The sequence below is a fragment of the Bifidobacterium sp. ESL0728 genome (assembly GCF_029392015.1).
GTDB lineage: Bacteria > Actinomycetota > Actinomycetes > Actinomycetales > Bifidobacteriaceae > Bifidobacterium.
Genome location: NZ_CP113925.1, coordinates 781,230 through 795,207, shown reverse-complemented (window position 1 = coordinate 795,207; position 13,978 = coordinate 781,230). Strand labels below are relative to the sequence as shown.

Here is a 13,978-nt window from a genome sequence, read left to right as displayed (position 1 = left end):
GTTTTCAAGTTTATCTAGGCAACAGAGCTTCTTGTGTTTGATTTCACCTATTAAAATCTAGAGAAGCCTGCGGATGACATAATTACCTGAAGAGAAGGCATAGCCTATAGGGCTATATGTGGTGCCGACAGCGGGATTAAGCGCATTGACTACCTGACCGTTACCAACATAGATGGCGGAATGGCCAGGGCCTGCAAGCAAATCACCAGGCATCGCCTGGGAAATGTCCGCGACGGGCCTGCCAGCAGTCATCTGAGCACCGGAACCATGCGGAAGAGCAATGCCAAAATTGCCAAATACATACTGAACCATTCCCGAACAATCCCAACCTGCCGGAGTATTGCCGCCGTACTTGTACGGCACCACACCGACGAATTGATTGGCGAAAGCCAGCAAACTGGAAACCGACTGCCCGTTGGGAGGCGTGACGGTGAAGTTCTGCGGCTGAGCGGCTTGGGCCAACGAATCCCTTGCAGCGGAGCGGGAAGCAGCGGCCGCACTTGCGGCGGCGGCATCGGCACGCTGCTTTGCGGCAGCGGCGTCCTTTTCGGCCTGCGATTGGGTCTGCGGAACATCGAGGGACTCGATGCCTCCCCAATTGGATTTGGCGTCGACATCGGTGGAGGTGGATTCCTTCAGCAGGTCTTTACGCACGGTATTGACCTTGCGGAATGAACGAGAGGAAGTGACCGGATCGTTGTCCTCATTGGCAGCTGAGGCGGTGGGAGAGAATGCAATGAGGGCTGAGGCGCTGAGTGCAAGCGCAGCCAAGGATGCACAGATCTTCGAAGCTTTCATCATGTAAATCAGGTTACCATAGAGCCGCAACATAATGGGCGTGCGAGAAGTTGCCGAAAAAATGATTCAAAGCGAACACAACCCTCCAATTTCAGGACCTAAATCCCTTGAATATCAAGCAGAACAAAGAGGTCTGAAATACCACTGCGAGAGAATACAACCTTCACAAATTTCTGTGAAAGCAAAAAGAAATGAAAACGCAGACCCAGTACTAATCAGTAATGAATAATCTGATGGGCCGCGACCTGGTCCGCTGTGTAGGTTTTCGAGAAGGTCTTGCCTTGGTAGGCAGCGCCGCACTCCGAAGTGGTGACAGAACCATCGGGATTGATCTGCTCGATGATGGCGACATGGCCACAGGTCGGGTTGGAACCGTCCTGGCCGGGAGCAAAGACCATGATGTCACCGACGTGACGAGCCGTTCGATCGACCCAATAGCCCAGGGAACGAGCGGAATCCGCCCACTGGGCACCGTTACCCATCTGCGAACCCGCAGGAAGGCCAAGCTGATGCCTACGCACGTATGCCCACCATGTGCACTGGCTGAATTCATAATTGTTGCCGGAGTCCCCGGTGGGATGGTTCGGATTGAAGCCTGCGGGCAACGCCTTGTAGTCCTGATCCATCAGATCGGCGATCTGCGGATTATTGGCAATCGACTTCGACATCGCGGAAACGTCAAGCGATGTATTCGACTCCCCCAGACTCCATGTGCCTTGCGTGCCATTGGAGCGCAGAGGTACACGATCTTCCGAACGCGAAGCGGCGTTAATCGGTCTCAACGTCGCAGTGGTGGTGGCTTCCCCGGCTGCGTTGAAAGTTGGTTTGGTGGGATTGCCTGCCATCGCAGCAGTAGCGGTGGCGCCGACCAAAGCAGCAAGTGAAGCGGAAACGACTGCGGCATGGCGACGGTTTTCGGACTCCCGGGCCAAGCGAATGGAACGACGGGTTTCAGGTACGATTTCGTTGAGCTTGTCGGCGACTTCCGGAGCCAAGCCGACCATGGCGCCGTTGGTTTCCACAGCCTGCGCCTGCCGCACCGCCTTGAGCGAATGCGTCCCCTTTGCAGGAGAAAAGAGGGACGAGACGGCACTTGACCGCTTCGCGACTCTCCGTGCCTTGTGCGCACCGTGAACCATAAACCAACTCCTTGCGGACAACATTTCAGCAGAAAATGCTTTGACGAACTTTACCGGTACAACACCGTATCAATAAGACATCGTAAAGCGCATCTGCCACTTCCTGATTTCTGCTACAAGAATACTTCAAGCCCTGATTTTTTTAAAACGCAATCGAATCGTCACTTTGGAAAAACCGCAGTATCAAATCGGTTCATCGGCGTGTCACATTTCCTTCACAATAAATACGTCAATAACCACCCAATAAAATGGGTCAAATTTTATTACAGGCCGACAAGCTGACAAAGTTCCGAAATCTCCCGTCACATCTTGCCAAATCCTTGAAACGAAAGGTCTTACACCTGCGTGGAAGCCATGATGAACGTGCCGACTTCACTGTCCGAATCCAGCTGCACACGCCCATCTGCGGCGGGAACGAAAACGGCCTCGCCTTGCCTCAAAACTCTGGATTCGTGCGAACTGACAACCTTTATAGACCCTTCGATGCACACCACTATTCTCGGGCCGAAATGCCGGTTGGTAAGCGAGACTTTCGTCATAAGCCGTCCGTAGCGTCGTGACAGGCGCTCCACCATCGGCCAGGGACGCTGCTCCGTCCCGACTCTGCCGTAACTCAACATGAATTCATCGATTTTCGGCCGGTAGATCACCCGGTTGCCGAACATCCCGCCCCAATCCGTCATCCAGCTGACGCTGGGATCGATCGGCGAGGCCGGGCCGCAATCGAGACTTTGCAGAAAATCGGGAATGTCCTTATGCTTCACCGTCATTCCAGCACGTAATACATTATCCGAATTCGTCATGATTTCGACACCTGTGCCGTGGATATAGGCATGCGGAGTGCCGGCAGGGATGAAGACGGACTCGCCCTCCTGCAACGCAAGCGGATTCATCATCAGCAACGCGAGCACACTCGGGTCACCAGGAAAGGCTTCTTCGGCGGCAAGGGCGTGGTGGAAAGCCAGCTGCGAGCGCTCATCGGAAACCTTACAAGCCGCACCCGCCAAAGCCTTGTGCAAACCCTTTACGGGCCCTGCGGTGACGGCCGTATGGAACGCGCGGAAAATCCGTTTATGCGACGGCTGCCAGACGGCAGAGGCTATGGGCATCAGCGCATCAGCCTCGGCGAATTCTTCGTTTTCAGGTTCCACGTACTGCTGCGACATATTGAACATCCCATGCATGCCATGGATGGTAGGTACACCGTGGATAGCGGACATGCCGTGGATGACGCGCATGCCACGGTGGGATTGCGGGGTAAGCGCCTCCACCATACGCCCGGCAAGCGGATGGTCCACCAACGTCAGGTTGGAAAGCATGAACGCCGGCGTGGCGAAGCCGACGGACGCCTCGAACGGTTCCAATGCGATGACCATTTCGTTTTTGGCTACCGGATCTTTGAAGGAGCGCTCGGGTGCTTCCATGGGCACATGCTGTGCGTTCTGCGCGTTGAAGCCGGCACGTGCCTGGAAATCGATGGGATGAACCTGAAGAGAAAGCGGGATACGAGCGGAAATCACTTTGAGAAGGTATGGCAGGACCGGCCCGAATTTATCGGAACAACGAGCGCCGAGCATGTCTTCGGGGTCGGCGCGGATAAGGTCGGTCAGCGCCATTGAGGCATTGGCTCCATTGCCTCCTCCGGCTTCCTGGCTGCCGAATGCATGAGAATTTCGCAGTCTTGCCAAAGCCTTGTTCCGTTTATGCTGTTTATTTTGATCTTGCGATAGCGTTTCCAAAACCTGTTGCGAATTAAAATCCACCCGGGAAGGCCATTGTGCATGGCCGCTGAACCACATCTCCGCCAAAGGGCAATCGTCAGTATCTGTATCTGTTTGACCTTGGGTTTGGGCCTGCGCTTGGGTTTGGGTGCGTTGAACTTCGGATGCGGATGATCGGCCCTTGCTTATGGATGCCTGATTCCCGCCGTCGACAGAGACTCCGCTTGCGTTAACGCTTGTGCTTCTACTTCTGCTTGCACTCGCGCTCGCGTCTCTACTTCCGCTTGGACTCACGTTTGCGTTTTCGTTCGCGCTTTTATTTCCACCTGCGTTTTCAGCAGACGAAAGCACATTCTGCCCGGTCAGCTGGGAGGCGAACATCGCCTGCAAATGGGTATAGGAACCCCAGGCATACCGCTTTGCGACCGGGTGAATCGAATACACTGGCAATGGCTCCTTGTGGATAACGCTTCCTCTATGTTCTCATGGCTCTCATACCGATTCCCGAACAGAATCAGCGCATAGCCAACTTAAGGTTAGCCCCGGATACTAAAATCAACGGTATGAAGTTTGCCCCGATCATCAACCCTGATGTCTGTAAGCCCGCGCCGAAGCCCGTTCAGGTCGATTTGCGCAAGACATTCCTCATCATCACCAGCTGGTGGCTTATCGCCCTCGCTGTCAGCGCGATATTCCTTGCTTGCGGATTCCATGTGCTTCAGGCGATTATCTTGTGCTCGGCAGGAGTCATCATCGGCGTGTTGATGCTGATTTGGGAGCACTTTGACCGCTGGGACTACCGCAGGCTCGGTGCCAACTAAAACCTTGGAAAGCCCTTATGGCTTCTTAGCGAACTTTCCGGCCAATCCTAATCGGATAATCCTTCAGCCAGTAATTTATAATCCATCAATACTTACCAATATTTAAAAACCGCCTACGCATAATCGGCATATCCAACCACTACGAAAGAAGCTCATATGCGCGTCATCTACAACGAAGAACTCAAGGCGGTCGCCGACGATCTGGAGCACATGGCCAACGGGGTTTGCGCCGCGATTCACGGAGCCGGGAAAGCGCTGATGGACAAGGACATGGACGCCGCCAAATCCGTGATTGACGGCGATGCGGCCATCGATGCATTGGAAAAGCAGATCCTCGACCAGTGCGTAAAGCTGCTGGCCCAGCAGAGCCCCGTGGCCACCGACCTGCGCGTCGTCGTCGCCACGCTGCGGCTGGCCTCCACCATCGAACGTATGGGCGATTTGGCCCAGCATATCGCGCAGACGGCATATCGGGCATATCCTGCTTCTGCCCTGCCCGACGACGAAAAGACCCGGCATATCTTCGAGAGCATGCGGGAGCTGCTCGACGTCACCGCCGACAGACTGCCGGAAATGCTCGCCGACCGCGACACCACCTTGGCACAGCAGGTCATCGCCGATGACAACAAGCTGGACGAGCTGCATGAGGAGAGTTTCGAACTCGTGCTCGATGATTCCTGGAAGGGCACGAAGCAGCAGCTCATCGACGTGGTGCTGACCGCGCGGTTCATGGAGCGGCTCGGCGACCATGCCGTCTCGACCGCCCGCCAGGTGGTCTACGTTGTCTCGGGCTTCGACCCGAGCAAGGAACCCCGCGACCTCGACGAGGACTGATTCTTCAGCTAGGATTTCTTGCGCGTAGTTGTGTCACAGACGTCAGCTTGTGCGAGTAACCGGTCAATCCTGCGAGAAAACGTACGTTCTGAGTGTCGAAAACATACGAAAACTAGCAGGACTGACCCGTTACTCACAGCAGATTCGTGTGTACGATTCATACGTGATACTGCCGCCATTCCAAGCAAGAAAAGGGATCCACATGCCGTAATCAGGCAGCACAAAGGGGCCCACACGACTCGAAATCGTGTGGGCCCCTTTAAAAGTCAGTAACTTACTTCTTGGCCTGACCCTGGGCGGCCACGGCGGCGGCGCCGGCGGCAGCGGCTTCGGGGTCGAGGTACTCGCCACGAGGCTTGATCGGCTTCATGTTCTCGTCAAGCTCATAGACCAGCGGGATGGCCGTAGGAATATTGACCTTGGAGATTTCCTCTTCGCTTAAGCCGTCAAGCATCTTGACGATGGCGCGCAGGGAGTTGCCGTGCGCGGCGATCAGGACGGTCTTGCCGCTCTTGAGCTCAGGAACAATCTCGGACTCCCAGTACGGGGTCACGCGCGCGACGACGTTGGCCAGGGCCTCGGTCTCGGGCACCGGATCGCCGGCGTAACGAGGGTCGTTGTTCTGCGAGAACTTGTCGCTTGGATCGATTTCCGGCGGCGGGGTGCCATAGGAACGACGCCAGATCATGAACTTCTCGTCGCCGTACTTCTCGCGAATCTCGGACTTGTTCTTGCCTTGCAGGGCGCCATAGTGACGCTCGTTGAGCCTCCAGCTACGCTTGACCGGAATCCAGAGGCGATCGGCCTCGTCCAGTGCGTAGTTGGCGGTGTTGATGGCGCGACGCAGCAGCGAGGTGAAGACGATGTCGGGGAGGACATTTTTCTCTTTGAGGAGCTGGCCGCCGTGCTTGGCTTCCTCGACGCCCTGCTCGGTGAGCGGAACGTCCACCCAGCCGGTGAACTGATTGGTTTTATTCCATGCGCTCTGGCCGTGCCGGAGCAATACTAATCTATAAGACATAGTTCAATGGTAGGCGATGAATGGGACGGTATGGCAGCATAATTGTGAGCGTTCACAACAACTTGATACACGTCGTAAATCTCAATCACCATCTACCAAATGAAGCATTCCAAACTGTCAGACGGTCAATGCAATCGCCGCAAAAACAAATACAAATGAAAACAGCAATTCGTAACGCTGACCAACGGCAAAACCGTACGGAAATCCATGGTTTTGACGCCTCCCATGACCGTGTTGCCGGTATTCAGGCACATCACGCCGAAAACCAAGGTAAGCACGGCGAGGGCCAGTATGGCGACATGAAATGCCTGACAAGCAAAACGCTTAGTCAGGCAGAGTTTTTAGAGTGTCGGCGCAATCTCCACAACGATGAAGACGATGGAAAACAGCAAAACCGTCATACTGCACATCGGCAGGGCTTTGACGAAATTGCCGGCATTGACGCTATGCACCAACCCGGTGGCTGCCTTGATGCATACCAGGGCGAAAAGGATTGCCACAACCGCGAGGATGATGCCCGTCACGCTGAAGTGACGGAAAATCATAACCAACGGAATAAAAGCGCCGACTACCGTGATAACCAGCGGCACGAGGTAGGTCACGAATAGCACGGTCTGTGCGTTCTTGCGCCCGAGACGCACGCCGAGGGTCATTTTGCCGCTGATCTTATCCTCGTCGACGTCGCGAAGGTTATTGACCATCAGGATGGCGCAGGAGAAGAGGCCACAGAGCACGGCTCCGAGGATGCCTTCGGCGTTCACGCGACCGGTAAGCACGTATTCGGTGCCCAAAACCGCCACCAGACCGAAGAAAATGAAGACACCGACTTCGCCAAAACCGGCGTAACCATAAGGATGCTTGCCACCTACATAGAACCAGCCGGCAAGCAGGCACACGACGCCAAGGGCAATGAACCACCAGTGGCCGGTGATGATGGTGAGGGCGAGACCAGCGACGCAGGCGATGAAAGCGTTGACCCCTGCCGCTGCAAGCACCTGACCGGGCTTGACACGGCCGGAAACAGTGAGGCGCTGCGGCTTGGCCGTCTTGACTTCCGCGTCGCCTCGGCCCTCGTCGGTGCCGCGAATGCCGTCGGAATAATCATTGGCGAAATTGGCTGCAATCTGAATGAAAAGTGCAACCACGACGCAGAGAACCGCCAACAAAGCAAATCTCCCCCACGAGGTGCCAGCCGGGGCGCTTAGGGCGCTCGGAGCCGCCACACACCCCTCAATCTCTTTTGCAGGCGTGGCGCAGCCCGCCGACTCTGATTTCAGCAGACGATATCCCGCGGCGACACCGACCAATACTGGTGCAATGGATGCCGGCAACGTCTTCGGACGCAACCCGTTGACCCACAAATCCAGATTCTTCAACGCAATCCCAACTTCCTTAAAGGCAAACCGGCGTTTCTATTGCGACGGCATAATTGTTTGAATCCGTAAAGATGATAGCAGAATTTGACTACATCATCTCTTGCAAAAAGGTTACCGACCTGTTGGAAGGTCTGCAATTTATTTGCATCAATCGATGGATTAGATAGACAGTATCAAGCAGGGACCACTTGACATGCTGCCTCGTTTGTCCCTACTCGACCACAACTGTGAAGAAACAGACAATCATGAAAAAAGCCGGTACGCTTTACCGGCTTTCTTCTGTTTTGTCTTATTTGTTCACCATCTTGATTGCTAGTTCAGCGGCTTCACCAGTGGGAAAGTGATGGTCTCACGGATAGTCGCCCCCGTAAGCGCAATCAACAAGCGGTCGATGCCCATGCCCATACCACCGGCCGGTGGCATGCCCACACCCAGTGCCTCAAGGAAGTCCTCGTCGATGTCCATCGCCTCGACGTCGCCCGCGAGCGCGTCCTTGGCCTGGTCGACGAAACGCTGGCGCTGCACCACCGGATCGTTCAACTCGGAGTAGCCGGTAGCCAGCTCGAAGCCACGCACATAGAGATCCCACTTCTCTACAACGCCCTTCTTGCTGCGGTGGGCCTTCACGAGCGGGCTGGTCTCAACCGGGAAGTCGCGCACGAAGGTCGGCGTCTCGGCACCAAGCCCTGCCTCGTAGAAGTGCTCCCAGAGGTGCTCGACCAGCTTGCCGTGATTTTCGACCTCGTCGCGCTCCACGCCGAGTTTGTCGGCGATGGCACCAAGATGTTCAACTGTCGTCTCCGGCGTAATCTCCTCACCCAGCGACTCGGAAAGCGACTCGTACATCGAGATCTGCTTCCATTCGCCGCCGAAGTCGTATTCGCTTCCGTCGAGCAGCGTGACCTTGGTGGAGCCGAAGGCGTCGATGGCGGACTGCTGGATGAGCTTCTTGGTCAACGCGGCGATGGTGTCATAGTTGCCGTAGGCCTGATATGCCTCAAGCATGGTGAATTCGGGGGCGTGCGTGCCGTCGACGCCCTCGTTGCGGAAGTCGCGGTTGATCTCGAAGACGCGTTCGATGCCGCCGACCAGGCAGCGCTTGAGGAACAGCTCAGGAGCGATACGCAGGTAGAGATCGATGTCAAAGGCGTTCATGTGGGTGATGAACGGACGGGCGGCCGCTCCCCCGTGCACCGTCTGGAGCATCGGGGTCTCGACCTCGAGGAAGTCGTCTTTTGCGAACGTATTACGCAGTGAGGTGACGACCTTGGAACGCTTACGAACCATGTCGCGGATGTTCTCGTCGGCGATCATAGCGATATACGGCTTGCGGGTGCGGGTGTCTTCGGTGAGCTCCTTGTGAAGCGCCGGAAGCGGCTGCAATGCCTTGGACGCGATTTTCCACTCGCTGGCGAAGACGGAAAGCTCGCCGGTCTTGGAGGCGATGACCCGCCCCTTCAAATAAAGGTGGTCGCCCAAATCGACAAACTGCTTGAACGCCTTCAGCGAATCCGCACCGATCTCCTTCTTGGAGATCATGCCCTGAATCTTGGTGCCGTCGCCCGCAGCCAGTTGCACGAAGCACAGGCCGCCGCCGTTGCGCAGGAAGAGCACACGGCCTGCAATGGAAACCACGTCCTGAGTCTCGTCGCCCGCCTTGAGTTTGCCTTCATACTTGGCGCGAACCTGCGGAATCGTGTCGCTGACCTCGACCACGACCGGGTAAGGCGCAACGCCGTCCTTCAGCATTTGGGCACGCTTGGCCACACGCATCTGCACCTGCTCGGGCTGGCCTTCCGGGCCGAACTCCTTATTGGTCGGGTCGATGGCGTCGTCGAAGGACTTGCCTTCGTTGATGTTTTGCGCGATGGCCTCGTCCTGCCTCAAGCGCAGCTCCGCGCGCTCGACAGTGGACATTACCGGGTTTTCTGTCTCTTCTTCATTCCGGTTTTCGCCGGTTTCATTCGTTTCGCTCATAACTTCCGAGTGTACCGAGCAGCCGATACACACGATTATGCGCCTTACGCAGCCTTACGGATCCTACGAACTCATTTTGCGTCTTTTCCCGCACTCCACACACATTAATGCGGGAAACAACGCATTCTGCAGCGCTAAATGCGTCTTTCCCAGCACATGTACCCTGCTTAGTGCGGGTAACAACGCAAAATCAGACCAATAAGCCAGCATCGTGGCCACATGTAGCGTCCCGCATGAAAACTTGGCACCGAGTACGAACCGGCCCCGCGACCCCGCCGACACGCATACTGGACTCGTCGACGGGGTCGTTGTATCATGATTGCTGTTGTTCATCGGGCTGTAGCGCAGCTTGGTAGCGCGCTTCGTTCGGGACGAAGAGGCCGCGAGTTCAAATCTCGCCAGCCCGACCAACTAGAAACCCCTTGTTTTGCAAGGGGTTTCGTCATGTTCAGACATGTGCGGCGTATCTGCCATGTTATTACTATGGTATTAAACAGAAAGCCTCCCCAAGTTATCTGCATCCGTTTCGGCCGCCGCTGCTTTCACCAGAGGTAAGGGGCACAAGGGGCAAGAGACACGACATGGCATGAGGGGAATATCCGGAAACAGCCCTCACAAGGAGCCGAATTGAAGAAAAGCCTGCTCGCACTGGCCTGTGGAGCGTTCGCCTACGGTGCCGCGGAATTCATGATGATGGGCGTCCTGACCCAAGCGGCGCGTGACATGCACGTAAGCATCCCCGCAGCCGGCAACTTCATCTCGGCCTACGCCATCGGCGTGTGCGTCGGCACGTTGATGCTGATTTTCGGGCGCAAAACCGGCCCGAAAAAGCTTATCGTCATCTTCATGGTCATCGCCTTCGCCGGCGATCTTTTCAGTTCCCTTGCACCGAGCGCCACGCTGCTCGTCATCGGTCGTTTCATCTCCGGCCTTCCCCACGGCGCGTTCTTCGGCACTGCGGCCTTGGTGGCAAAAACGCTGGCGGAACCGGGCAAGGAAGCCAAAGCGGTCTCGCTGAGCATGACCGGCCAGACGGTGGCCAATATGCTGGGAGTTCCGGCAGCCACTTTCATCGCTGAGCACCTTTCCTGGCGTCTTGCCTTCCTTATTCTTTCAGGCATCGCCGCCCTGACAGTGGTTTTGGTGGCCGCGTGGGTGCCGCACATCGAACCGGTCAAAGACGCCGGCATTCTGGGACAATTCAAATTCCTGACCAAGCCCGGCCCTTGGCTCATTCTCATTGCGGTATTCACCGGAAACGCGGGCATTTTCACCTGGTGGAGCTACGTTTCGCCGTGGCTGCAGAAAGTCGGCGGCTACAGCGCCGGTTCGGTGCCGCTGCTGATGATGCTCGCGGGCTTCGCGATGGTGATCGGCGGACTTGCCGGCGGGCATTTGACCGACCACTGGCGCAGCGCCGGAACGGCGGGTCTCGGCCAGTGCCTCAGCGTCATCGGCCTGACTCTGGTCTTTTTCGTGCCCGGCAACAAACCGGACACCGCGCTTTTCACCTTCATCATCGCCTTCGCACTCTTCTTCATCAACACCCCGCAGCAGCTGCTGATGGCCGAAGCCGGCAAGGGCGGCGGGGAGCTCATCGGCGGGGCGGCGGTGCAGGTCGCGTTCAATTTCGGCAACGCTGTCGGCTCGGTGGTGGGCGGCGGCATGCTCAACATGTCGCATATGAACTATCATTTCACCGCTTTGGGCGGCATTCCGCTCGCGTTGACTGCCACTATTCTGCTTGCCGTCTATTCATTACGTTACGAAACTGATACCGATGCCTACGAACGTTTGCAGCCGATTGACGTGTGAAGTTGGGATTTGTATTCGTATTTCAATCAGTTGAGCCGGTGTCAGTTTGCGAATGGGATTCGCGGCCTGAACACAGGAAACCGACCACCATCGGAGTGAGCAAAACCAGCTGGAAGACAAATCTTGTGGGCGAGGGACGGCCAGGGCGCGAAAGACTTTCGGCGCAAACGTAAAGACTCGCAGCGGTCAGTAACCACGGGAGGCATTTAAGTAGTAAGTTTCGGCCAGCGGATACGGCCTGGGCTTTGAAACTTGCAGCAAGTCGGTTACCACGACCATCGACATCAACCAGGTCTGGTTGGCTTGCGTCGTTATCACTTTCGGACATCGCCAGCATCTTTTTCCGCTGTTCTTTCCTGCGTCGCCAAAGGTAATACAGAACGAATCCAGGCAACACCGACGTCCACAATGCCATGAAGAACGGGATGTTGATACCCGGGGTATCGACGAGCGTGCGGTAAAGCTGCTTCACCGTCTCGCTGGCCTCGGTGGGCGGGGTGTGGGGCTGGAGCACGCCGTAGGTGTAGGCGGCGGTGTCGGAGGTGGTCATCGGCAACATCACCACCGAAACCGGTTTGGGAATCGGTTGGTCCTTGACGCTGAAGGCATCGAAGGTCATCCATCCGGCTTCCAGGCAGAAGAAGCCCTGCAGGTACGAATCGGGATGACGCAGGCCGACGTCAAGCCAAGCCTTGGCAAAGCGGGAAATCGGTACCTTGCCCTTTACCGTCCAGCCGATGGCCGGCACGGCAAGCCATGGGTCGTAGTCGCGGCCGATCTTGTCCCACGAATACTGGATGTAGTTGTCGACGGCATCGCGGTCGGCATCGCTGATATCGTCGGGATGGTCGTAGGCGGCGCGAGCCATCATCTGAATCGGCAACGCGAGCGCGGCTTCCGGCGTGCCCGGCACCACGTTGATGTGCTGGAAGACGAATTTCGGTATCGCCATATCCACGATGACGAACAGCACCACCGCGAGCGCTACCAGCGCCGCCTTGAGTTTCGCCGCGAACTTGCCGATGACCAACGCAAGCAGACAGAGCACGACGATGTAGAGACCAAGTTTTTTGGTCAGGGCGACCAGCAACCCGTCAAGCATGAAAGCCACGACAAACCAAGGGTTGCGCATCAAATCCAGTTTGCTGTCGACCAGCTTGCAATACATTACTGCCCACGGGACGAAGAGCATCGCGCTTGTCGTGTCCTTGGCGATGGACATGACGCACATCGGCACCACCGGGAAGAAACAGAAAAACGCGGCAAAGAAGTGCAGGAGCTTGCGGTTGAGGTTGGTTTTGCCCAGGTATGCCAGCAGCCAAGCGATGCCGAAGGCAAAGCCAACGGCCTGCAACAGCGTGTAGATATACATGCCGATGTTGTAATTGTCGAAAAGCGCCTTGCCGAACGAGGCAAACCAACCATATAAGTAGGTGTCGAGGAAGGGGTGATGATCCCAGATCTTGCCGGCGTTCATGCCGTAAAGCGACATGCCGTAGTATTCCGCGATCTGGTCGCCGGTATCGAAATGGATCACGCCGGGGAACAGCAGGATGACATACGGCAGCCAGCAGCACAGCAATATGGACGCATCGGCGGCGATGGCGGAGGGACGTTCCGTATAGCGGAAATGGAAATAACGACGGACAGCGGCGAAACGCTTACGGGGCGCGGCAACAGAGGCGGCGGATAGCGCATCGGCACAATCGAGTTCGGGATTATTTTCGAGCTTGTTTGCACGAGAAATCCCATCGTCGGCAGACGTAGATTTTGAGACGGCCACAATTGCAGAACGGTCGCTGTCACCGGTATTCAAACTGCCTGCTGAGGCCACTTCATGTTTAGCGGCATTTATTTTGGAACCGTCGAACACTCGAGTTCTCGCGAATTCCACACCACGGTATGCGACCATATAAAGCACGGCAAACAGTACCGCGTAGCAGACCGCCTGCAGATAAAGATAGACGTGGTCGAAAGGAACCCAACCGAACTGTGCGGCCTGGCTTGAGCAGGCGACCATGAAGCCGAGAATGGCGGGAATCAGCCAGCCGGCTTTGGAGGGCTGCAGGAACTTGACGAATCTGGACCACACGTCGACATTGCACGATGCGGCTTCGTTTTGCGAGATTCGACGGAAGCCATCAAGATTTGTTTCATTGGCAAAAGACTCGGTTCCGCCACTCACGGGCATCTCCCGAACCGCCAACGTATCGTCGCAACGAACGCTTTCCCCGCTCTTCACCGCCGCTCCCCTATCATCCTGCAAACGCAAGTCCAGCAAGACCTGTTTTCTGTATCTGCTGCCAGTCTAGCGTGCCGGTACGTCGAAAGAACGCCGATATTTTGCACGCACCAAGTCAGGCCTTAAACGCATTTCCTTGTTGATTAGAGGTGAGAAAGAAACAGAAAAATACATTAATCGGATTCGGTACCAATAAAAATGATGTGAACATGAACCTCAAGCAGATAACCACCA

11 protein-coding genes and 1 tRNA gene are annotated in these 13,978 nt (G+C 56.2%); 5 read left to right on the top strand and 7 right to left on the bottom strand.

What is annotated here, in order from left to right:
• Positions 1–57 precede the first annotated feature (57 nt).
• Positions 58–801, bottom strand: a complete 744-nt coding sequence (locus OZX67_RS02845; RefSeq protein WP_277143977.1) for a C40 family peptidase — start codon at positions 799–801, stop codon at positions 58–60.
• Between the two features lie 31 nt (positions 802–832).
• Here OZX67_RS02845 and OZX67_RS02840 point away from each other — a divergent pair, with 31 nt between their 5' ends.
• Positions 833–1,027 (top strand): hypothetical protein, encoded by a 195-nt coding sequence (locus OZX67_RS02840; protein ID WP_277143975.1) that lies wholly within the window; start codon positions 833–835, stop codon positions 1,025–1,027.
• On the opposite strand, the gene OZX67_RS02835 is transcribed toward OZX67_RS02840, so the two are convergent.
• Positions 1,014–1,937 (bottom strand): CHAP domain-containing protein, encoded by a 924-nt coding sequence (locus tag OZX67_RS02835; RefSeq protein WP_277143973.1) that lies wholly within the window; start codon positions 1,935–1,937, stop codon positions 1,014–1,016. The genes OZX67_RS02840 and OZX67_RS02835 overlap by 14 nt on opposite strands.
• Before the next feature lie 335 nt (positions 1,938–2,272).
• On the bottom strand, positions 2,273–3,625 hold the full coding sequence (gene manA, locus OZX67_RS02830) for a mannose-6-phosphate isomerase, class I (protein WP_277143971.1): 1,353 nt from the start codon (positions 3,623–3,625) through the stop codon (positions 2,273–2,275).
• Between the two features lie 596 nt (positions 3,626–4,221).
• Between manA and OZX67_RS02825 the strand changes: the two genes are divergently transcribed.
• Positions 4,222–4,479, top strand: a complete 258-nt coding sequence (locus OZX67_RS02825) for a hypothetical protein (protein WP_277143969.1) — start codon at positions 4,222–4,224, stop codon at positions 4,477–4,479.
• Between the two features lie 156 nt (positions 4,480–4,635).
• A complete protein-coding gene (phoU, locus tag OZX67_RS02820; protein WP_277143968.1) occupies positions 4,636–5,313 on the top strand; it encodes a phosphate signaling complex protein PhoU in 678 nt (225 codons plus the stop codon).
• 274 nt (positions 5,314–5,587) lie between these two features.
• Here the strand turns inward: phoU and OZX67_RS02815 are convergent, their stop codons facing one another.
• The 3 genes from OZX67_RS02815 to lysS all read right to left on the bottom strand — a co-directional run bounded on the left by OZX67_RS02815 (position 5,588) and on the right by lysS (position 9,687).
• Positions 5,588–6,334 carry a phosphoglyceromutase gene (locus OZX67_RS02815; protein ID WP_277143966.1) on the bottom strand — a complete coding sequence of 249 codons (747 nt, stop codon included), beginning with the start codon at positions 6,332–6,334 and terminating at the stop codon, positions 5,588–5,590.
• A gap of 341 nt (positions 6,335–6,675) precedes the next feature.
• Positions 6,676–7,710 carry a 1,4-dihydroxy-2-naphthoate octaprenyltransferase gene (gene menA, locus OZX67_RS02810; protein WP_277143964.1) on the bottom strand — a complete coding sequence of 345 codons (1,035 nt, stop codon included), beginning with the start codon at positions 7,708–7,710 and terminating at the stop codon, positions 6,676–6,678.
• Between the two features lie 312 nt (positions 7,711–8,022).
• Positions 8,023–9,687 (bottom strand): lysine--tRNA ligase, encoded by a 1,665-nt coding sequence (gene lysS, locus OZX67_RS02805; protein ID WP_277143962.1) that lies wholly within the window; start codon positions 9,685–9,687, stop codon positions 8,023–8,025.
• Positions 9,688–10,020: 333 nt separating this feature from the next.
• Here lysS and OZX67_RS02800 point away from each other — a divergent pair.
• Both OZX67_RS02800 and OZX67_RS02795 read left to right on the top strand, forming a co-directional pair.
• Positions 10,021–10,097, top strand: a tRNA-Pro gene (locus OZX67_RS02800).
• A 217-nt stretch (positions 10,098–10,314) separates the two neighbouring features.
• The gene (locus tag OZX67_RS02795; RefSeq protein WP_277143959.1) at positions 10,315–11,502 is read left to right on the top strand and encodes an MFS transporter; all 1,188 of its coding nucleotides are present in this window, start codon (positions 10,315–10,317) and stop codon (positions 11,500–11,502) included.
• Between the two features lie 22 nt (positions 11,503–11,524).
• Here OZX67_RS02795 and OZX67_RS02790 read toward each other — a convergent pair whose 3' ends face one another.
• Entirely contained in the window at positions 11,525–13,744 is a 2,220-nt protein-coding gene (locus OZX67_RS02790; protein ID WP_277143957.1) for a DUF6020 family protein, read from the bottom strand.
• Positions 13,745–13,978 lie beyond the last annotated feature (234 nt).